This is a genomic window from Calothrix sp. 336/3, from assembly GCF_000734895.2.
In the GTDB taxonomy this organism is placed as follows: Bacteria; Cyanobacteriota; Cyanobacteriia; order Cyanobacteriales; family Nostocaceae; genus 336-3.
The window spans coordinates 120,239-140,910 of the sequence record NZ_CP011382.1; the positions used below are offsets into that span (position 1 = coordinate 120,239).

16 protein-coding genes and 1 pseudogene are annotated in these 20,672 nt (G+C 41.1%); 9 read left to right on the top strand and 8 right to left on the bottom strand.

The window, feature by feature from the left end; all coding sequences use genetic code 11:
- Nucleotides 1-57: 57 nt before the first annotated feature.
- Nucleotides 58-480 (top strand): hypothetical protein, encoded by a 423-nt coding sequence (locus tag IJ00_RS00520; RefSeq protein WP_035148996.1) that lies wholly within the window; start codon nt 58-60, stop codon nt 478-480.
- A 45-nt stretch (nt 481-525) separates the two neighbouring features.
- Here the strand turns inward: IJ00_RS00520 and IJ00_RS29470 are convergent.
- Nucleotides 526-815: pseudogene (locus tag IJ00_RS29470) on the bottom strand (hypothetical protein); the annotation flags it as partial.
- Between the two features lie 240 nt (nt 816-1,055).
- Here IJ00_RS29470 and IJ00_RS00525 point away from each other — a divergent pair.
- The 4 genes from IJ00_RS00525 to IJ00_RS00540 all read left to right on the top strand — a co-directional run bounded on the left by IJ00_RS00525 (nt 1,056) and on the right by IJ00_RS00540 (nt 4,689).
- The gene (locus IJ00_RS00525) at nt 1,056-1,496 is read left to right on the top strand and encodes a hypothetical protein (RefSeq protein WP_035148998.1); all 441 of its coding nucleotides are present in this window, start codon (nt 1,056-1,058) and stop codon (nt 1,494-1,496) included.
- A 152-nt stretch (nt 1,497-1,648) separates the two neighbouring features.
- Complete coding sequence (gene lepB, locus IJ00_RS00530; RefSeq protein WP_035148999.1) at nt 1,649-2,236, top strand: signal peptidase I; 588 nt, start codon at nt 1,649-1,651, stop codon at nt 2,234-2,236.
- 258 nt (nt 2,237-2,494) lie between these two features.
- Complete coding sequence (locus IJ00_RS00535) at nt 2,495-3,322, top strand: RnfABCDGE type electron transport complex subunit D (protein ID WP_035149001.1); 828 nt, start codon at nt 2,495-2,497, stop codon at nt 3,320-3,322.
- Complete coding sequence (locus tag IJ00_RS00540) at nt 3,319-4,689, top strand: DUF2330 domain-containing protein (RefSeq protein ID WP_035149003.1); 1,371 nt, start codon at nt 3,319-3,321, stop codon at nt 4,687-4,689. The genes IJ00_RS00535 and IJ00_RS00540 overlap by 4 nt, the downstream gene beginning before the upstream one ends.
- An 87-nt stretch (nt 4,690-4,776) precedes the next feature.
- Here the strand turns inward: IJ00_RS00540 and IJ00_RS00545 are convergent, their stop codons facing one another.
- From IJ00_RS00545 to IJ00_RS00570, 5 genes are all read right to left on the bottom strand, one after another.
- The gene (locus tag IJ00_RS00545; RefSeq protein WP_035149005.1) at nt 4,777-5,184 is read right to left on the bottom strand and encodes a heavy metal-responsive transcriptional regulator; all 408 of its coding nucleotides are present in this window, start codon (nt 5,182-5,184) and stop codon (nt 4,777-4,779) included.
- A 107-nt stretch (nt 5,185-5,291) separates the two neighbouring features.
- Nucleotides 5,292-7,625 (bottom strand): heavy metal translocating P-type ATPase, encoded by a 2,334-nt coding sequence (locus IJ00_RS00550; protein ID WP_082127229.1) that lies wholly within the window; start codon nt 7,623-7,625, stop codon nt 5,292-5,294.
- A gap of 483 nt (nt 7,626-8,108) precedes the next feature.
- Entirely contained in the window at nt 8,109-9,812 is a 1,704-nt protein-coding gene (locus tag IJ00_RS00555; protein WP_052754349.1) for an ankyrin repeat domain-containing protein, read from the bottom strand.
- 719 nt (nt 9,813-10,531) lie between these two features.
- Nucleotides 10,532-11,155 carry a hypothetical protein gene (locus tag IJ00_RS00565; protein WP_035149009.1) on the bottom strand — a complete coding sequence of 208 codons (624 nt, stop codon included), beginning with the start codon at nt 11,153-11,155 and terminating at the stop codon, nt 10,532-10,534.
- A gap of 283 nt (nt 11,156-11,438) precedes the next feature.
- A complete protein-coding gene (locus tag IJ00_RS00570; RefSeq protein WP_035149011.1) occupies nt 11,439-12,458 on the bottom strand; it encodes an AraC family transcriptional regulator in 1,020 nt (339 codons plus the stop codon).
- Between the two features lie 116 nt (nt 12,459-12,574).
- Here IJ00_RS00570 and IJ00_RS00575 point away from each other — a divergent pair, with 116 nt between their 5' ends.
- The 4 genes from IJ00_RS00575 to glgP all read left to right on the top strand — a co-directional run bounded on the left by IJ00_RS00575 (nt 12,575) and on the right by glgP (nt 17,606).
- Entirely contained in the window at nt 12,575-13,174 is a 600-nt protein-coding gene (locus IJ00_RS00575) for a cupin domain-containing protein (RefSeq protein WP_238178405.1), read from the top strand.
- A gap of 35 nt (nt 13,175-13,209) precedes the next feature.
- Nucleotides 13,210-13,944, top strand: a complete 735-nt coding sequence (locus tag IJ00_RS00580) for a DUF4386 domain-containing protein (protein WP_035149014.1) — start codon at nt 13,210-13,212, stop codon at nt 13,942-13,944.
- A gap of 191 nt (nt 13,945-14,135) precedes the next feature.
- A complete protein-coding gene (locus tag IJ00_RS00585) occupies nt 14,136-14,657 on the top strand; it encodes a GNAT family N-acetyltransferase (RefSeq protein ID WP_035149016.1) in 522 nt (173 codons plus the stop codon).
- A gap of 750 nt (nt 14,658-15,407) precedes the next feature.
- Nucleotides 15,408-17,606, top strand: coding sequence for an alpha-glucan family phosphorylase (glgP, locus tag IJ00_RS00590; RefSeq protein WP_035149017.1), 2,199 nt, complete (start codon nt 15,408-15,410; stop codon nt 17,604-17,606).
- Nucleotides 17,607-17,726: 120 nt separating this feature from the next.
- Here the strand turns inward: glgP and IJ00_RS00595 are convergent, their stop codons facing one another.
- Both IJ00_RS00595 and IJ00_RS00600 read right to left on the bottom strand, forming a co-directional pair.
- Complete coding sequence (locus IJ00_RS00595) at nt 17,727-19,679, bottom strand: S9 family peptidase (protein ID WP_238178406.1); 1,953 nt, start codon at nt 19,677-19,679, stop codon at nt 17,727-17,729.
- Between the two features lie 58 nt (nt 19,680-19,737).
- Entirely contained in the window at nt 19,738-20,670 is a 933-nt protein-coding gene (locus tag IJ00_RS00600; protein WP_035149019.1) for a DNA polymerase III subunit delta', read from the bottom strand.
- Nucleotides 20,671-20,672: the final 2 nt, after the last annotated feature.

Below are 20,672 nucleotides of genomic sequence, written 5' to 3' on the forward strand. Positions count from 1 at the left end.
GATTTATTTCATCATTCCACATTTGTAGATTAGGTTTTTAGGAGATAAATAACCCAGATGCAAGGACAAAAAATAAATTTCCAACCATCATTTATCTTAAAATCAGTTACAGCAATTAATTGGTTTTTCGCTGCGCTCCCTAATTTAACTTTGTTGGGAATCTGGCTCATGTCTTGGCGTGCAAGTGTTCTACTCAGTAGAATACCCAGGATTAATCTAGATGATCCTAAAAATATTGGTGAAAATGATTTAATCTATCAAGTTTTGATTCATGCTACCTATTTACCTGCGATCGCATTCTATTTCCTCGAATCACTTTGGGCTATTTTCGCTTTTTCTAGCATTGCTATGTATTTGCGTTGGCATCAGCGATCGCGCATCTCCCATTTCTCATTTTTCACACCTTTGATATTATTTATTATCGGCTATTTTATTTTTAAATTTGACCCAGGACAAAGGGTAGAATGGTTTTTGGATTAGAAATTCAAATTTGTACTCTTTTTTGAGATAATACTGAAAACCTACTTTTAATATATGAAAAAACGAGCCGATGTAAATTTGATTTTTGTAATATAATCCTGGTGACATTCCACCATAGAATAAAATTCCATCACGAATGGAATCTAAGCAATTTTTTTCGCGATCGCTTCCAAAACATCATCGAACATATCGGGTAAAAGTTCCCGGTTATTATCGGCAATTACCACATTGAAATTCGCCTTGGTATCGTTTACCAACAAAATCACATAACCCCTACTGGTGACAGCAGCCATCGAGTGATTTATCGATTGACTGCAAGAAAATTCTCCCAAGTCTTATTCTGTATGGGTTACGCTGCACTAACCCATCCTACAGAGGTTTTATATTTAATTGCACCTTCCTGCTTACTTATCAGTTCTGTGCATAAGTTGAATTTCCATAAATCTATTAACCATCAACAAGTAAAAATAATCTTGACCTTTGATAAAATCAACAACTTAAGTGTTGCATGAATTTCAGGTGTCAGAATATATCAGCCAAGTAAACATTATCAACTACAAGTGAAACTTAATATTATGAATAACAAAGTCATCGCAGCTACACTCGCTTTAAGCACATTATTGATTGGAACATTTGCCTTTGCTGTTTCGAGTCATGCTCTACGCTCCAGTTCACAAGAATCTTCTGTTGATCGAGTGGGAACTCGTGATAGTTTGAGCAGTTCGACAGCACGTCCACAAAACGATTCAGGACAAGATAATGAATACATTCAATTCATTCAATTAATCACTATAGTAGCTTTAAGCGGATTAGCAATTGGAGCATTAGCCTATGTTAGTTCGAGTCATGATCGAAACTCCGATCAACAAGAATCTTTTGCTTATCAAGCGGGACATCGCGATGGTTTTTGCGGTTCAACAGCACGTCCAGAAAACTATCCGGGACAAGAAATTGAATATATGCGAGGTCATCGGAAGGGTTGGTATGATGGACAAAGACAACCAAGAACATTTTAGCATCAAGGGCTTCCCGTAGGGTATGGTTGCTTTATTAAGTCGAGTGCAACTGATGGGATAAATCACTAGCGATCGCCACCACTGCACCAACGTTTTGAGGAACTAAAATTTCTAATATCAAGTCTTGAGGCTAGCTGTTGGAACTAAATATTATGTCTCAAAAGTCTGGCAAGATTAAGGGTGAAAGTTTTTGGATTGAAGTTCTTAAAACCATTGGTTTAAGCGTATTTTTAGCTTTTGGCATCCGTACTTTCGGTGCTTCTGCTTATTTCATTCCCACAGGTTCCATGGAACCTACCTTACAAGTTAACGATCGCCTGATGGTTGAGAAACTCAGCTACCGCTTCAAATCTCCAGAGCGAGGAGACATTGTGGTTTTTACACCCCCGAAAACAGCACCAATTGCCTGTGGAAATCCCCAAAGCTCTCGTGATTCCTGGATTAAGCGAGTCATCGGAGTTCCTGGAGACAAGGTAGAAGTTAAGGGGGAAACAGTTTACATCAATAGTCATCCTTTGCAGGAACATTACATTGCTAGTAAACCTCAGTATGATTTGCCATCTATGACAGTGCCCCCAAATACCTATTTAGTTCTAGGTGATAATCGTAATAATAGCTGTGATAGTCATGTATGGGGATTTCTGCCCCGCAATCAAATTATTGGGCGAGCATTTGTTGGGTTTTGGCCCCCGAATCGCATTGGTGGATTTAATCAACGTCCCAAGTTTACTGATCAATAGAATCCGACCTTGACTATCTTTGGTTAATAGAAAATACTGGAGCGATCGCCGGAATTTATTTGCTGAGATGTGGAAGAAAATCACAACATCAAAATTTAGATTTCCTCTACTCACAATTTATCCACAAATTTTCTGATTCCCTGGCAAAATCAAGCTGATATTGGGTTGTAACAAAAACTGTAACAACACCTGATTTTGTGATTTTCCTGATTTACAGTGGAGCAATCACATCAGAAAATTCCCGGAAACAATCAGTATATGCTGTTCCAAGATATACGGGATTATCAAATTCTCTATCTCTCCCTATTCCTTGTATTGGGCATAGGTACACGGGATTGGACATTACATCCTGAGTTTATCCCAGTCTTAATAATCACTTGTTTATCAACTCAGTGGCTCTGGTGTTATTGCCTGAGAAACCCCCAGGAAGCAAATAACTGGATGGTTGTCCGTAGTCCCCTCATTACTTCCCTCGGATTAAGTTTACTTCTACGTGCTGACCATTGGACAGCGATCGCGATCGCGGGAGTCACAGCCATTAGTAGCAAATTTATCTTCCGTGTCGGTGACAAACATTTTTTCAATCCTGGAAATTTCGGCATTATCTCTGCGTTAGTTCTCACCAATAATGCTTGGGTTTCCCCTGGACAATGGGGGGAAGAATGGTGGTATGGGTTGCTGTTTCTGGGAACCGGGGGGATGATGCTACGACAGGTCGGGAGATGGGACACCACCGCAGCATTTTTGGCAGCCTACGCAGCTTTAGAAGGGGTACGTAACTATTGGCTAGGGTGGACTATAGATGTGTATCTACATCGTTTGATGAGTGGTTCCCTAATACTTTTTGCCCTATTCATGATTACAGATCCCCGTTCCATCCCAGATGCCAGAATTGGACGGATTCTTTGGGCAATATGTATCGCCCTAGTCACCTTCATTCTACGTAACTATTTTTACATGACCACAGCAGTTTTCTGGGCACTATTTGCGATCGCCCCCCTAACTGTCCTAGTCGATTTCCTCTGGCGATCGCCCAGATTTACCTGGAAAGAGCCATCAATAAACCAAGATTCCCTAACAACATGAAATACCTCAAGTTTCTACTTTCCCTCTGCCTGATTTGCCTAGTCACCTTATTTTTTACCCCGGCGGCTTGGGCATTCTGTGGATTTTACGTAGCCAAGGCAGATAGTAAACTATATAACAAAGCTTCCCAAGTGGTAATTGTCCGCGATGAAAATCGCACCGTGCTGACAATGGCGAATGACTATCAAGGAGAAGTCAAGGATTTTGCCGTGGTGGTTCCTGTCCCCACAGTCATTCAAAAGGAACAGGTAAGAGTAGCAGAACCAAAAATTATCGAACGTCTTGATGCCTTTAGCGCACCCCGTTTGGTAGAATATTTTGACCCCGATCCCTGCGCTCCCATGTATGAGGATAGAGCTATCCCAGCTTTACCTGCACCCGTAGCCAGACAAGAAGAATCACGACCTCGCAGTAGTAACAGCTTAGGTGTCAAGGTCGAAGCACAGTTTAATGTCGGTGAATATGATATTGTCGTTCTCAGTGCTAGGGAATCCGACGGACTAGAAACCTGGCTGAATCGCAACGGTTACAAGATTCCTAGAGGTGCGAGAAAATTACTCAAACCCTATATTCGCCAAAAAATGAAGTTCTTCGTCGCTAAAGTCAACCTCGACAAGTTCGACGAAAGCGGGTACGAATATCTGCGTCCCTTGCAAATATCTTACCAGTCCCCTAAATTCATGTTGCCGATTCGTTTAGGGATGATAAACTCCACCAGTGAGCAGGATTTACTAGTTTATATTCTCTCCCGCAAAGGACAGGCAGAAGTTACCAATTACCGCACAGTACGAGTTCCATCTGGTAATAATATCCCCATCTTCGTCAAAGATGAATTCGGCGATTTTTACAAGTCGATGTTTAAAACTTCCTACATTAAGGAAGACAGAAAAGTTGCTTTCCTCGAATATGCTTGGGATATGGGTACTTGCGATCCCTGTTCTGCCGAACCCCTCAACCGTGAAGAGCTCAAACAAGCTGGTGTGTTTTGGTTGGATGAAACATCTTCCGAAGCTCCCCCATCCCCAGTTTCCCGTCGTCGTCCCCCGGTAAGTAGCGATGTCTTTATCACCCGTCTCCATGTGCGTTACACCCGTGATAAATTCCCCGAAGATTTGATATTTCATGCCACCTCAAACCGGGAAAATTTCCAAGGACGTTATGTACTCCAACATCCATACACGGGTGAAGCAAAATGTCAAGCAGGTAGAGAGTATAAACGGACATTAAATAGACGCTTTGAGCAAGAAGCACAAACCCTGGCAAAACTGACAAACTGGAATATCCAGGATATTCGCCAAAAGATGAAACTGAAGGGACAGGTTAGTATATCTTGGTGGCAGAATCTGTTCTCATGGTTGGGAATGTAATTTTGATTAAACTCAGCCTCAAGGTATGAGGATTCTCTAAGACTTGCTTCAAAGGAATAGTGAAAGCGCCATTGACAGCAACTCATCCTACTGAATAATCGGACAAATTGTTTGATAAGATGTCTCAGTTTGAACTTCCCAACCAGAAAGCAACCCAGATAATTCTTGTCTCAAAATCAGTAATTGCCGAATTTGTTCATCAATGCTTTTGACTTTTGCTTCTAGTTTGATTTTTATATGTTCACAGGGTAAGTTACCACTATCGTAAACATATAGAAATTCCTTAATATCTGACAAGCTCAATCCTAGACTTTGAGCGCGTTTGATAAAGTGAAGTCGCTGCAAAACATCGGGATTAAATAGTCGAAATCCTCCTTCGGTTCTGCCTGATGATTTCAGGATACCCAATTCCTCATAGTAGCGAATAGTTTTAATGGGTACGCCGCTTTCCTTGGCAACTACACCAATCTGTTTTCCTTCTGCTTGGGCTAACATACTTACCAACCCCTCAGTGAGATGTGATTGCTAATCCTATACTAAACTCTCCAGCCAGCTGGAGAGTCAAGCAGAAAAAGTATCAATCCCTTGACATCATCAGACTGTTATTTGATTAGCGATGGTTTCTTGACTCGCGTCTGGGAAATATGGTTGACAATCTTCCCCTTTTGCCAGTTCTGACTAACCCCTTGAGGTTGAAAGTTACGTAAACGCAGAGCATTAGTCACTACGGAAACTGAACTAAAAGCCATGGCAGCACCGGCGATGATGGGATTTAGTAACCAACCAAAGAAGGGGAAGAGAATACCAGCAGCAATGGGAATACCAGCAGCGTTGTAAATAAAGGCGAAGAATAGGTTTTGACGAATGTTGCGAATTGTGGCGCGACTAAGTTGAATAGCTGTAACTATGCCTTGCAAATCACCAGAGATTAAGGTGATATCACTGGCGGCGATCGCCACATCTGTACCAGTACCAATTGCAATTCCCACATCGGCTTGGGCTAAGGCTGGTGCATCATTAATCCCATCCCCAACCATGGCAACAATTTTACCTTCAGCTTGTATTGCTTGCACTATAGCGGTTTTTTGCTGGGGACGGACTTCAGCGAAGACTCTTGAAATACCTACTTCCCTAGCAATACTTTCGGCAGTGCGGTGGTTATCACCTGTCAGCATGACAACTTCTAAACCGAGTTTTTGCAATGCTGTTACTGCTTGGGGTGAAGTGGGTTTAATGGCATCAGCAATCCCCATCAATCCCATAATCTCACCATCAACTGCTAACCAAACTGCTGTTTTACCCAAAGACTCTAAGCGCTCTTTGTCTGGTTGTAAAGTTTGAGTGTTAATATGCAATTCTTCCATCCAGAGTTGTGTGCCAATCTGTACCAAATGCTGAGAAACCATCCCTTGAACCCCACTACCTGCCACAGCTTGAAAATCTCTCACATTAACTAAGCTGACTTCCTGGGATTGGGCATATTTGACAACAGCTTCTGCTAAGGGGTGTTCAGAATTGTGTTCTAAGGATGCAGCTAGTTGGATGAGGTGAATTTCGTTACTGTTAGCTGTACCGTTCACTGTGAGAAAATCTGTAACTGTCGGTTTCCCTTGGGTAATTGTGCCAGTTTTATCTAAGACAATAATTTGAATTTTGTGCGCTAGTTCTAAGCTTTCGGCTCCTTTAATTAAAATCCCGTTTTCTGCACCTTTACCAATACCCACCATTACAGAAGTCGGTGTGGCTAAACCCAAAGCACAAGGACAAGCGATGATTAACACCCCCACTGCCGTCATCAATGCCAGGGTAGCATTACCCATGATGTTGTACCAAATTATCAAGGTGAGAATGGCGATCGCAATTACTGTCGGCACAAACCACGCAGTCACTTGGTCTGCTAGTCTTTGAATGGGGGCTTTTGAACCTTGAGCCTGCTGTACTAATTGGACAATCTGTGCTAGTACGGTATCCTTACCAACTCTTGTCGCTCGCAACAGAAAACTCCCAGTTTTGTTAATGGTTGCACCTATAACTTCATCCCCCGGTTGTTTTTTCACAGGTATACTTTCCCCTGTCACCATCCCTTCATCCACGGTGGATATTCCCTCGAATACTTCACCGTCAACGGGAATTTTTTCCCCAGGACGAACCAGCACAATATCACCAATTTCTACCTGTTCGATAGGTACATCTATTTCTTTCCCGTGACGCATCAACCGTGCGGTTTTCGCCTGTAAACCAATCAGCTTCCGGATTGCCTCGGAGGTTTGACCTTTAGCCCGATTTTCCAACAGCCGTCCTAACAAAATCAAGGTAATGACAATCGCTGCTGTTTCATAATACACATCTGGCATCAATCCCTGATTGATAAAAAAGCTGGGAAATAAAGTAGCAAATAGGGAATACAGATATGCGGCACTAGTACCTAAAGAAATTAAGGTATCCATTGTCGCAGCACGACGCTTCAAAGCTTTCCAGGTGTTGACGTAAAAAGAGTAACCACACCAAAACTGTACAGGAGTTGTCAGGAGTAGTTGCAGCCAAGGGTTATGCAACCATGATGGAATAAAAGGTAGGTGTAACCCTGTCATCATGGGTAATGAGCCAATCATCAACACAACGCTCATGATACTCCCTAAGGTCAACTTCCTCTCTAAATCGCGCAATTCTTGCTGGCGATATCTTTTCTCTTCATCATCTTCCCCTAACATCAAGTTGTTTTCCTCCAGGGGATAGGCAGAATAACCGGCTGCATTCACCGCATTTTGAATGGCTTGTATATCAGTTTTTCTGGAGTCATAATCAACTGTTACCTGTTCTGCGGCAAAATTCACACTACAGTCATTCACTCCTGAAACAGAACGAATCGCTTCTTCTATACTTCTGGCACAGGAAGCGCAACTCATACCGCGTAGTCTCAGTGTGGCATTCTCCATTTTTAGACTCCCAATTATCAAGTCGTGTTCAAGACTGATTTCATTTTGAAGTCTCCACTTCACTGGAGTGTCAAGGTAAATATTGATTTTGTACCCCAGGAAGTATTTTGAGATATTAAATTGCTATAAGTTACAAAAATTATTGATGCATAACCCATATTTAGTAGGTCGGTGTGAAAATTTCAATGTATGTCATTGCGAATGAAACGTTCGCGTAGCGTGTCGCTTTGCGACTCAGTGAAATGAAGCAACCGCAACGGTTTTGTCAATTTTACATTCTGTTACATAGTTGGGTTTATTTTCATCGACTTACTTTCTCAAAAAATGTTAGGGGCGGGTTCACGAGTATCTTGTGAATAATTGAAGCATATTTGTAAACCGCACTGACAGTCTCTGGACTTAGGTTTCATCAACTTGGAGAAAAGTCGGGGATAAAACTTATAGCTTCTAAAATTCATCGCATAATTGAAAAAATATTTTAATTTATTTGGTAATGCGGCTCCAATGCGTATTTTTTAAATCTAAAACATAACCATCTCTATTCTCTATATAATTATCAGTATCTTGCTGCCTAACGTAAATTTTACCTCCAGTAATATATATTTTTGACTGGTCTCTATAAACGGCTTTATGTCTACTAATCCATCCAGGTTTATCTCCACTAGTTTTAACTTTTTCAATTTTAAATGTCTGACAGTGGAGGCGATAAACAGGTGTTTCACCATCAATTCTAGTATTGAGATAACCTAAACAACCAATAATGTAAATATATTCTCCAATTGGGGTTGCAGAATGAAAGTCAGTGGGAGGAAAAATTTCTTGGGGATAGCCTAAAATAGTAAATGTACCATCTTTTTGATGGACAACAACATCGTTATATATACAAAAGTCTGGGTCGTAATAATCCTCGTGTTCTCCGCCAATTTGAATGATTCTACCATCTGATAATTGTGTAATCGTCTTACCAAATCTTTGAAAACACCATACAGGCTCATCCAGATTATCTGTATCATGAAAGGTGTCTCGTGCAGTCCAAGCAGTAGCGTTACTTCTGACCATTTCTTGCCAAAATTCAACTACCATTATTTCTGGATTAGCCTTTCCAAATCGTCGAGATTTACCACTCAAATATTTCTCTTTGTTCATATTTAATATTTCTCTATTACTGCTTAAGCCTGTTAATAATTGCCGCATATCATCATTGATATCACTTAACTCTTCACCTGCATAAACTAGCATTTTGACAATTTCTAAATTGCTAGCGCGAAAAATCGCTTTGGTAAAGCTATTTTTACCTGCAAAAATATCAACACCAGCAGCTAATAATACCCTCACACACTCTGTAGAACCATACTCTGATGCCTCCATCAATAGAGTATTTCCGTATTTATCTACCGAATTAGCATCAAATCCCTGTTGAATTAAATATTCTAAAACATTGGCATGATTCTTTTCTACAACAGACATTAATGGTGGCTTTTCTTTATCACCAGTAAATTGATTTGCTCCCGATGCCAAAAGCAGTTTAACTTTTTCAATTTCACCAACTTCTAAGCTTAAATCCCAAGGAGTTCTCCAACCACAATCTCGTATGGTTAAATCGGCACCGAGATTAATTAATTTCTTTGTATCTTCAAAGCTTCCATAAACAATTGCATACATTAATTCTGTCCATTCTAACTGTTCTTTTTCTGCACCTGCATTGAGTAATAACTGAACAATATCAAAATGTCCTCCCCAGGCAGCCAATTTTAATGCTGATTCTCCATACTCACTTGTATTGTGAACATTAGCTCCTCTAGAAAGCAATAGAGTGATAATTGCTGTAGAGTCATGATTTTTATCAAAATTGTTACCACATATAGCATCCATCAAAACATCAAAATTATCTGCTCTTTGATAGTGAATATCCGTGCCTAAATTTAGCAAGTATTCAATTTTATCAATACTGCCCAATCTCACTGCAAATGCTAGTACAGTAAAGTTGTAATCACCTCCAATTGCATTCACATTCGCACCATTTTCCACCAAAAATTGCACCATTTCTAAACTAGCATCGGTGCTACTTACTGCACACATCAATGGTGTTTGTGAGGATTTATCGAGACAATCAATATCAACTTCCCTATCTAATTCTTGTTTGACACCTGCGATATTTCCCTGTCTGGCAAAATCATGAATTTGCATTTATCTAGAGTTTTGGTAATTTAAAATTTACAGAGGTGTATTTAACTTGTACGTTGAAAGATGTCAAGCTTACTATTGAACTAAGCGAAGGTATGCTCATACTATAATAACCTTAATGTTTCCCATCTATATAATTTAGCGACACATCAGCTTCTGACAAGATAATATCTGCTTGGTGGGTGATATCAAAATTATTATAATTGGGTGGAAAGTTCATCTGTATTTTTTCTATTGTTACAAGTTAAAGCATGAAGAATGTTTTTTGGGTTGTGAATTTTTGTCAATCAACTCCAGATTAATCACTATCATTTCATTAATTAAGTCACCATTCTTAAGTATCACAGATTTGATTCTCCCGTTCACCTTAACGAATTTTCCAATTGTGTGGCTCATGGTTTTACTGTTAGTGAATCGCATATATAGTCGTCCCGATGGAACTCCTGGATTCTCCATGAATGTAGCATTGTTCAAGGGAATATCTTCATAGCTTGCAGTATCTAATTTGACCTTACCAATACAAGTGATTACTGGTGTAGTTTCGCGAATTGTAATGTATGAAGTTACCGCAATACAACCGAGTATAAATCCAAATATCAACATGATAATTGATTGTATTTTCATAAATTAATCTGGGGTTATCAACAAATATAAATTTGACAGGAAGCATCAATTAATTATCTAATTATTCCTGATAAAAACTTTCTCAATGTGCAGCCAAGTTAACCCATATATCCAAATTTTAGCAATAAGTATAGAGAATACAAGGATAACAAGTATACTACTCCCAAGCCTACCAAGAATGAAAATACTTGCAGTATGGCTTGAAATAGACGATTTCGATATGGATAAAATCCTCTCAAATAAAAAAATATGGATTCAGCTACATTACACCCAGTCCAAATTGATAAAATACCAAGAATACACCCTAAAAATTGTGAATTTATCGCGACATCATCAAAAATTCGCACTGTCGGGAAGGGTTTCATTGGGTATTTGATTTGTCCTAATTGGTATGGAGTTAATTCTAAACCTTCAATGGAAATGCTCTCTAGGGCAGATGCTTGAATCCAACGACAGATAGGTCTTTGTTTCCCAAAAGTGACTCGACAATCCAAAGAATCAGTTTCTTCTATTACTAACAATTGACGGTCAAGGGAAAGCTGACAGTATAATTTTTCTGTGAGCCGACAAGGTACTAAATAACCAGGAAGGACAATTGCAGGTTCATTCTCTCTAGTAATAGTTACTTCAAAAAATGGGCTTCTGGAGCGTTCGCGAATAATCAAGATTGAGAGTAAAACCACAATTATAAAACTGAGAATCAAGCTTTTTCTTCTATGCATAGAATTCTTTGCACTACCATGGTAATAGTCATAAATTAATATATCTCTGATAATTTGAGGGGTATGCAGTAGCCTATTGAATTCACTTTGCTCGCCATGGCAGAATAGTGCTTAAGCTAGGTTGGCGTAAATAATTATTGTTGGAATAAGGCAGGGAGTAGGGGGAGAAAGATTTTGAGCCTTATTTGCTTTTGTTCACATACTTTGGTTTTATTGCACCAACTTACTTAGATACTTCTTATTTGCTATAAAATAGGCACAGATTTTAGAATTTTCGGGTATATTAAACCAAATTAGAGCGATAATTTTTTGGTGTTTGTCCTGTCCAACGTTTGAAAGCACGATGAAAAGCACTTGGTTCGGAAAAACCGAGGAGAAATGCTACATCATGAATCGATATTTCCGGATTGTTTAAATGCTGTAGGGCTAATTCCTTGCGGGTTTCATCGAGAATTTGCTGGTAGGATGTATTCTCGGTTTGTAATTCCCGTTGGAGTTGGCGGATACTAACCATGAGACTACGTGCGATCGCCTCAATGGTTGGTACTTCTCCCTGTAAATTTTGGGCAATTTTCTGGGCTACTTTGTGGGAGTATGTCTGTGTTCGATTTTGGGCTGCTAGCATAGTTGCAGCATGGTTTTCAAAGACAGAGAGCAGGTTGAGATTTGCCGATCGCACCTGCCAATTTAGGCAATCGGGAGCAAAGATAATCCGATTCTTTGGTTGGGAAAATTCCACTGTTGTTTGAAAAATCCGCTGGTGTTCACCACAATCCTCAATTGGGGAATGTTGAAACCATACTGTTTGCGCTGGCAGTTTTTTCCCCGTCAGTTGTTCGGTAGCGGTAACTAGAGCGGCAAAGGTACTTTCAATGGGTTGCCGTGGCTCATCCATTAAATAGTTTTTCACATCTGTGACAATTTCACAATCACACTGCACCCATCCCTCCGAGATGCGATGGTGGATGGCTACACCCTGGCTAAATAAGCGGGTATACTGGGAAAGTTTTTCTAAAACTTGCCCATAGGTTTGACAATTGAGCAGCACGTAACCAACGATACCAATGGCAGATAAATCGAACGCTTCACCAATATGTAATCCTAAATTGCGATCGCCTGTTTGTTGTACTGCTTCTCGCCATAATTTTTGTAGCACTTCCCCAGATACCTGGCGATCGGGGTTATCTAACCAGACTAAATCGATACCAGCAGCATTACAAAGGCAATTGATATCAATCCCTTGAGCAGCAACGTATTGGACGATATCTCTGACAATGGCAATGGAAAACTGAGCTTCTGGCATTTTCTTGGCAGATTGGCGCTATTGGTCAATTTTTGGGCGTAGCGTGTCAATTGATATCTCTATTCTCAGCCCTATTCTGAAATCATCAACACAAAAACACATCAATGGCAATTTCAATGTTTCCAAAACATAAAGAATTAGGTATGGAGATGTCAACACCAGAACCAAGCAACCTCGAAACGATTGTAAATCCAGTCACGGGTGATTGTATGACTTTTTTACACAATGCTCAAGAAAGTCAAGGAAATTATGCCAAAATTCGCTTTGATTTACCCTCAGGAGCGAAAGGTAGTCCGTTACATTATCACACCGCAATGCATGAAACCTTCACAGTGCTAACAGGTTGTCTTGATATGGAAATTGGGGAAAAAGGTAATTGGCGAAAGTTGCAATCAGGGGAAAGTATACAGGTTCCACCAGGGATGCACCATAGCTTTTGTAATAACTCCCAGGATTGGGTGACATTTACTACCGAAAATCGTCCGCCTACGGGGTTTGAAAAATTTATCCGGGGATTATATGGATTGGCGATTGACAACAAAGTCAACCCGGAAGGAATGCCAAAAAATCTCTTGCAATTGGCTATTTTACTCAAGTTAGCAGACACCATTCCCGTAGGTATACCACCCTTTATTTTCCACTTGTTAATTAACACATTAGTTGGGATTGCTCGCATATTCAATGTAGAGCGATCGCTCCTCAAATATTGGCAATAAATTCAACTTTCCACTGTTTTATTTCAGGAATAACTATGAACCGCTTAAAACTCACCCGAATTACAGGAATTCTCTTCATTTCCTTGGTTGTGCTGTCGAATATTCCCTATATACTGCTAATTCAAACCTTTGGGTATGATGATATTCTGCGGGAACCAGTCGATTATGTACTCACACGGTTTCATGCAGGGGGAATAGGGCTGATTTTCACTTGGTTTGCCTTTGGTGTCACAGCTTTACTTCTCACACCTGCGACTATTTTGCTACACAAAGTTATCGCTAGCAAAGATACTCCCTATCTCCACGCAGCTACGGCAATGGGAGCATTTTCTGGTATTCTCCAAGCCATGGGGCTAATGCGGTGGGTATTTGTGGTGCCCATTTTAGCATCTATCCAAGTAAATCCCGCAAGCAGCGAATCAACCCGTGCAGCCGTTGCGATCGCCTACCAAATAGTACATCAATATGCTGGGGTGGCGATCGGTGAATATTTAGGGCAAACCTTACTCGTAGCTTGGACAATAGGAGTCGGGGTAGTGATGTTGGGTTCTCCCCTATTTAAATCCTGGGTTGCTTGGTGGGGTTTGATGACTGCACCTTTGTTACTGGTGGGACAGAGTGAATTATTTGCGACAATTATTCCCAGCTTTCCTGTGGTGGAAGCAACCCCCATCGGTTTTATCCTCTGGGAAATTTGGATGTTATTGGTGGGTATCTCCTTGCTGCGAGTTCCTCAAAAGCGGTTAGCGTCTTCACCAGTGGCGATTTAAAGTGACGTGTAACTTAGACCTAGGGTTATTAAATGAGTTTATCTGAATATTAATCCCAATCGAATTGTACCCACCTGACTGATTATTGATTTTGAGGAAGCCTGTGTTAGTGCTAGCTAGTCACTGTGAGAGTATTATCCTTGTATACCAAAAAACCTACTCAAAATTGAAATGCACTGTAACTTGCGAATATGGATGAACCCAAAATTAGATTTTTAACCTCGCAGGATATCGTCGCTTACCGCGAACTACGGTTGCAAGCATTGAGAGAATCTCCAACAGCGTTTGCTTCAAGTTTCGAGCAGGAAGTTTGCTTGACTGTGACGGACTTTGCAGCCAGACTTAGCACTCACGATAATTTGAATAGCGGTATTTTTGGTGCTTTTGACGATCGCGATCGCCTAATCGGGATGCTCGGCTTTTCCCGTGAAAATCGCCCCAAATGCGCTCATATTGGCAATCTATGGAGTATGTATGTTTTACCAACATTTCGTCGTCGAGGTGTAGGGGCAATGCTTCTCGATTGTGCATTATCTCATGCTCACCAACTTGATGGTTTACGGCAGGTCATACTCACAGTTACTGCCAATAATTCTGCCGCATCTTCCCTTTACAAATCACGGGGTTTCGAGGTTTTTGGGTTAGAGTATGATGCTTTATTTGTTGATGGCACATATTTTGATGAGGAGCATTTGATATTACACTTCAAATAAAGGTGAAATAGCGATAATTATTATGACTAATTCGACTAATTTTATCTGGGAAGAATCAAGTTGGCTCAAACAAGCTGGTAATTGGGGGGAGCATCGCAATTTTGCAACAATACAATTTGTAGTTGGAGCATCTTGCTCCCTGATTTGAGAACGCAGGCTAGAAACCCGCACTACAAAAACAATTTACACATTCGGAATGCTCCCGATCGCCACTTTTGCATTCACTAAGATTAGTCATCCGAATATTTACTTATATACTCAGATAAAATAAATATACTCAATCAGAATACAACCCCAAGGGGATAATTGCTATTAATGATAGACTGTAAAGATTATTTGTGAAAATTTCGGGTTAAAATCTTTACTATTTCTCTATAATTATCCCTAGGGAAAGACTGTTTATCCTGAATAGCAAGATAATCATTGAAAGATACAAAAACAGGTATAGTCCATAATCTCATCAAGAAATGTTGCTAGATATTAAGGCAAATATCCTTTTAATTAAGATAAATTAAAATAACTTGAACTAATTTGATAATTAAAGTCTAGTCAAATTTTTTAAAAAGAACGATGATGGACATATTACTTACCAAGCAAAATATAAATCAAATCTGAGACTGCAAAATTAGCTGATAAATAATCGAGGTGAAGGGGAAGGTTATTGCAGTAAACGATGACAAAGCAAATTGGTAACAGGCGATGAGACTTACCAAGGAATCGGGAAATAATTAGTAGAGAGTATTAAAGATGATGGTGAGACCGGAGACATTTACCGCCGCACGGGTATTGAGCGAAAAATTGCCTTTCCCTCTACGGCGTTTAGCAGATTTGGCATATAACTATTGGTGGTCTTGGAGTGGCGATCGCCTATCTCTATTCCAAACCATTGACCCCCAGGAATGGAAACGTTGTGGACACAACCCAGTCGCCATCCTGGAATCAGCCAGTTACGAACGCCTCACCCAACTAGCGGAAGACCCCTATTATCTGGGACAGGTTTCCGCATTGGCACAGGATTTTGATACCTACATGAGTCAACAAGATACCTGGGTGAGTCGAGTTGCACCGCAGGTATCCAAGGAAAATCCCATCGCCTATTTCTGTGCGGAGTTCGGCATCCATGAATCCCTACCCATCTATTCCGGTGGCTTAGGAATTCTCGCTGGAGATCACTTGAAATCTGCATCAGATTTAGGTGTACCCATGGTGGGGATCGGCTTGCTCTACAAACAAGGATACTTCCGTCAAAGATTAAACTCCAGTGGCTGGCAAGAAGATTACTATGTGGATAACCAATTCCACCAAATGCCCATCGAGTTAATCAAAAATGACCATGGGGAACCAATCACCATCCAACTAGAAATTCGGCAAAGAAACGTCAAAGTCCAGATTTGGCGAGCATTAGTTGGTCGAGTCACCTTATACCTTCTAGATAGTGATCGCCACGACAACGATCCCATTGACCGATGGTTAACAGGACACCTCTACGGAGGCAACCAAGAAACCCGCATTGCCCAGGAAGTAGTTTTAGGTATTGGTGGTGTACGTGCTCTGACAGCCTTAGGTATTCAACCCGCCGTCTATCACCTCAACGAAGGACACGCAGCTTTCTGTACCCTGGAAGTTTGCCGTCAGCAAATCGAACTCACTGGTAGGTCTTTCTACGATATCGAAACCGATGTCCGTAACCGATGCGTATTCACCACCCACACCCCCGTTCCCGCCGGACACGATGTCTTTTCCCCCGACTTAATGGACTCCTACTTCGCCCATTACTGGACACAGCTGCGTCTCTCCCGCGAGCAGTTCCTCGCCTTAGGAGCCAGACGACTCGGCGACCCCTGGGAACCCTTTGGCATGACCGTTTTAGCCTTGCGGATGTGTCGGACATCTAACGGAGTCAGTCAACTACACGGAGAAGTTTCCCGGAAAATGTGGACAGTTCTCTATCCCCAGTATTCCGAAGAAAAAGTCCCCATCGGTTACATAACCAACGGTGTTCACGCCCCCACCTGGACAGCGCCCCTCATTGCCGACCTGTACAATCAATATTTAGGTGCGGACTGGAAAAACCGGGCGATCGACCCCGAAACCTGGGCAAAAGTTGATGATATCCCCAATGCCGAACTGTGGTATCGTCACCAAATCCTCAAGGAAAGATTAATCGCTTATACCCGCTTCCAGGTGAAGAAATGCCGAGAATCACGGGGTGAAGGTTGGGAGCGCATCCAAGCCGCCGAAAACCTCCTCGACCCCAAAGTTCTCACCATTGGCTTTGCTCGCCGTTTCTCCCCCTACAAACGCGGCTATTTGTTGATGAGTGATGAAGAAAGAGCCTTACGCATCTTTGGCAATAGCGATCGCCCCGTACAAATTGTCTTTGCCGGCAAATCTCACCCTGCGGACGAAGAAGGTAAGCGCATCATCCAACGCTTAATGGAATGGTGTAAACATCCTTCCCTACTCCACCGTGTTGCCTTCATTGAAGACTACGATATTTATACTGGACAAAAACTAGTTCAAGGTGTGGATGTCTGGTTAAACAATCCCCGTCGTCCCTTGGAAGCATCGGGAACCAGTGGACAAAAAGTCTGCTTCAATGGTGGTATCAATTGCAGCGTCCTCGATGGTTGGTGGTGCGAAGGTTATAAACAGGGTGTCAATGGTTGGGCGATCGGTGAAGATGCTCACACCAGTGACCAGGAATTACAGGATAGAATCGACTCCGAATCCCTGTATAAATTGCTAGAAGAGGAAATTGTCCCTCTCTACTACAACCAAGACGAAAAGGGTATCCCCCACGGTTGGGTACAGATGATGAAGGGTTCCATCAAAACCAATTCACCCCTGTTTAATACAGATAGAATGATTGCCGACTATGTATCTCAAGTATATGTACCGGAAATCTCTAGAACCGTGAAACCGATATTAGGAAAAGTTTCGGTTTAAATTTCACCCCCAAGGCAAGGGTCAGATTTGTAGCTTTTGTCTCTTGTGACAATAAAATTGCCCATAGGACCTAGAACAATCAGTTCTAGGTCTTATCCTATGTCAGTTGTAAATCATTTCTTATTTCAACAAATACTCCTTCACAAACATCACTGTAGAGTAAAACTGAAAGTCAATATTTTTCTTCTTACTAAAACCATGTCCCTCATCCTTTGCCATCAAATACCACACAGGAATATTATTTTTCCGGACTGTTTTGACTATTTGCTCTGCTTCCTGTAAGGGAACACGGGGGTCATTTTTACCGTGGATGACAAACAGAGGTTTCTGAATCTTTTGTGCATTATTCAAAGGAGAAATCTTTAACAGAAATTCTCGCATTTTGGGGTCACGCTCATCCCCATATTCCACCCGTCGTAAATCACGGCGATAACTTTCGGTTTTTTCTAGAAACGTCACAAAATTGGAAATACCAACAATATCAATGGCTGCACGAATTTTATCACCATATTTGGTTGCCACTGCTAGGGACATATAACCCCCATAGCTGCCACCTGTAACTAAAATTCTCTCCTTATCTAAGTTAGGTTGCTGACCTATCCAATCTAAAAGTGCGCCGATATCCTTAACGGAATCTTCCCGTTTATAACCATTATCCAACTTCAGGAAAGTCTTGCCGTAACCAGAAGAACCCCGAACATTGGGGAAAATTACCGCCACTCCTAACTCATTCAAATAATAGTTATATCTGCCTAAAAATCCTGGGCGAGATTGTCCTTCTGGACCCCCATGTATATCAATCATCACAGGACGTTTGCCTGTAAACTTGGTAGGAGGACGATAGAGAAAACCAGAAATAGTTTTACCATCAAAACTTTGCCAACGAATTAACTCAGGGGGTGAAAATTTATCGGTATTTAACCCCCCTGTTTCGCTTGCTGTCCAACGTTCTATTTGATTATTTTGGATATTCAAAGAATAGACATCAGCAGTAGAATTAGCAGAAATCAACACAAACCCTAAATCTTGATTATTGCGATGCCAATTAATTCCATATACCTGTCCTATGGGCAATTTTGGTAAAGGTTTCTCCTTACCCGTTCTTGTATCTAAGATATGTAAAATACTGGCTCCATCTTCGTTAGCTGTAAAAGCCAAATATTTCCCATTTTCGGAAATATCAAAATCCTCAATATCCCAAGGAATATTACTAGTTAGATAGGTATGTTTTAATGTCTGCAAATCTAGGTAAGCGAGTCGAGAAAATTCTGAGTCCCTATCTGTGACTACATACAAACCCTTACCATCTGGGGTGAAAACTCCCCCACCATAGGAAACCTTCTCTTTGTTATTCTGAGGAGTGAGAATTTTCTTCTCTCCAGTTTTACTGTCTATTAACCAGAGATAACTTTCATTGACAGATAGATATTGTAAAACCAAAATTTTACTATCATCCGGTGACCAATCGGTCGCACCCCAACCCCCACCCTCAACTTGGGAAAGAAGTTGATTCGATTGAGGATTTTCAGGATTAATCAGATAAAAATCGTTATCCTTGCCATTGCGGCGAGTAGAAGTGTAGATTAATCTATCACCCTGATTTGACCATAAACCGGAACTGTTGCGAGATTTACCATCGGTAAGTAAGGTAATATCACCCGTGGCTAAATCAAAACGGTAATTTTGGTTAAATTCGTTACCGCCAATATCTTTACTGAAGATAAAATAATTACCTTTGGTTGGTTGAAAACTCGCACCCCCAACCCTCTCCGGGAAAAATGTTAATTGTTGACGAGTTCCTAGGGGAGATTTGACTAAATGTACTTGAGGTGTATCAGCAAAGCGCGTTGATATCAACATTTCCCGGCGCTGGGGATGCCAACTCGCAAGACTGGCAGAACGAAAATTAGTATAACGGGCAACGCTTTCTGTAATGCTTGTAGGGATAGGAGGAATCCCTTCTACAACCAGGTTGTCAGGGGGGGTAAGGTTGGGAACTTGAGCAACAACCATGAGAGTTGGCAGGAGAATCACTGCTAGGAGTGTAATAAAAAATCTGGTATAAAATCGCATTTTCTGATTATGCCAGATTTTTGAGGATAAATCCTTAACAGATAATAATGGTAATCTATCACCTATTTTGATAAATACTTAATAGGGTGCATTCCCAAACTAAACGCGGTTGGGCATATACTTGGAGATATTTACGTGCTTTTTCCAGTTGGGCAATAATCTGAGGTTGGTGCTGGTTTTGCCAGTAAGATTGCTGAAGATAATCAACTAACCATAACTGGGTTTCGTAATCTAAATTTTTATCTATTTGCTTGGCTAACTCCAAAGCTTCCCGTTGATTTCTCGGCATATTTTTGACTGCTTGAAGAATTTCCGAGGGAATATTTGCTAACTGTTGAAAGTAGGCGATCGCCATCCCTGGACTTCCGGCAGCCATCTGTAGTATTTCCGGATGTTGTAAAATTTCTGTATGCCCAATTTTGCCTAAAACCTCAGCCATATCTGAACTATTTAAACGCTGAAAGGGAATTTTTTGACAGCGAGAAACTAAGGTAGGTAAAATCGCATCAATGGCAGGAGCGAGCAAAATTAAGGTTGCCCTCCCCGGTTCTTCTAAGGTTTTTAATAATGCATTGGCAGGTGCTTCCGCCATAGCTTCAGCATTTTCTAAAACTACTATATGTCTCGTGGCTTCTAAGGGGGGACGACTGAGAAAGTCTGTAATTTCGCGTATTTGTTCTAAACGAATGATTGGTGAGGCTTTGCGTTTTACTCCCTTCTCTGCTGCTTCCTGGGCTGTTAAACGTTGCCCTTGATGTTGATAGGTGGGTTCCACCCACAGCAAATCGGGATGATTCGCTTGCTGGCTACGATTTTTCGCCGAGGCAAATAGTAAATCAATCCAACAACGGGCAGCTAAACTACGTCCAATCCCTTCTGCACCGACAAATAAATAAGCCGGAGGAATACGATTTTGTCTCACTGCTTGGATTAATAATTCCACTGCCGAGGATTGCCCAATTAAAGGAGTAAAATAATTTAAATCTGTCATCT

Bases quoted from the DNA above. Each gene is read 5' to 3' on its own strand.
- IJ00_RS00520 (WP_035148996.1), top strand. From the start codon at position 58: ATGCAAGGACAAAAAATAAATTTCCAACCATCATTTATCTTAAAATCA.
- IJ00_RS00525 (WP_035148998.1), top strand. From the start codon at position 1,056: ATGAATAACAAAGTCATCGCAGCTACACTCGCTTTAAGCACATTATTG.
- lepB (WP_035148999.1), top strand. From the start codon at position 1,649: ATGTCTCAAAAGTCTGGCAAGATTAAGGGTGAAAGTTTTTGGATTGAA.
- IJ00_RS00535 (WP_035149001.1), top strand. From the start codon at position 2,495: ATGCTGTTCCAAGATATACGGGATTATCAAATTCTCTATCTCTCCCTA.
- IJ00_RS00540 (WP_035149003.1), top strand. From the start codon at position 3,319: ATGAAATACCTCAAGTTTCTACTTTCCCTCTGCCTGATTTGCCTAGTC.
- IJ00_RS00545 (WP_035149005.1), bottom strand. From the start codon at position 5,184: ATGTTAGCCCAAGCAGAAGGAAAACAGATTGGTGTAGTTGCCAAGGAA.
- IJ00_RS00550 (WP_082127229.1), bottom strand. From the start codon at position 7,625: ATGGAGAATGCCACACTGAGACTACGCGGTATGAGTTGCGCTTCCTGT.
- IJ00_RS00555 (WP_052754349.1), bottom strand. From the start codon at position 9,812: ATGCAAATTCATGATTTTGCCAGACAGGGAAATATCGCAGGTGTCAAA.
- IJ00_RS00565 (WP_035149009.1), bottom strand. From the start codon at position 11,155: ATGCATAGAAGAAAAAGCTTGATTCTCAGTTTTATAATTGTGGTTTTA.
- IJ00_RS00570 (WP_035149011.1), bottom strand. From the start codon at position 12,458: ATGCCAGAAGCTCAGTTTTCCATTGCCATTGTCAGAGATATCGTCCAA.
- IJ00_RS00575 (WP_238178405.1), top strand. From the start codon at position 12,575: ATGTTTCCAAAACATAAAGAATTAGGTATGGAGATGTCAACACCAGAA.
- IJ00_RS00580 (WP_035149014.1), top strand. From the start codon at position 13,210: ATGAACCGCTTAAAACTCACCCGAATTACAGGAATTCTCTTCATTTCC.
- IJ00_RS00585 (WP_035149016.1), top strand. From the start codon at position 14,136: ATGGATGAACCCAAAATTAGATTTTTAACCTCGCAGGATATCGTCGCT.
- glgP (WP_035149017.1), top strand. From the start codon at position 15,408: ATGGTGAGACCGGAGACATTTACCGCCGCACGGGTATTGAGCGAAAAA.
- IJ00_RS00595 (WP_238178406.1), bottom strand. From the start codon at position 19,679: ATGCGATTTTATACCAGATTTTTTATTACACTCCTAGCAGTGATTCTC.
- IJ00_RS00600 (WP_035149019.1), bottom strand. From the start codon at position 20,670: ATGACAGATTTAAATTATTTTACTCCTTTAATTGGGCAATCCTCGGCA.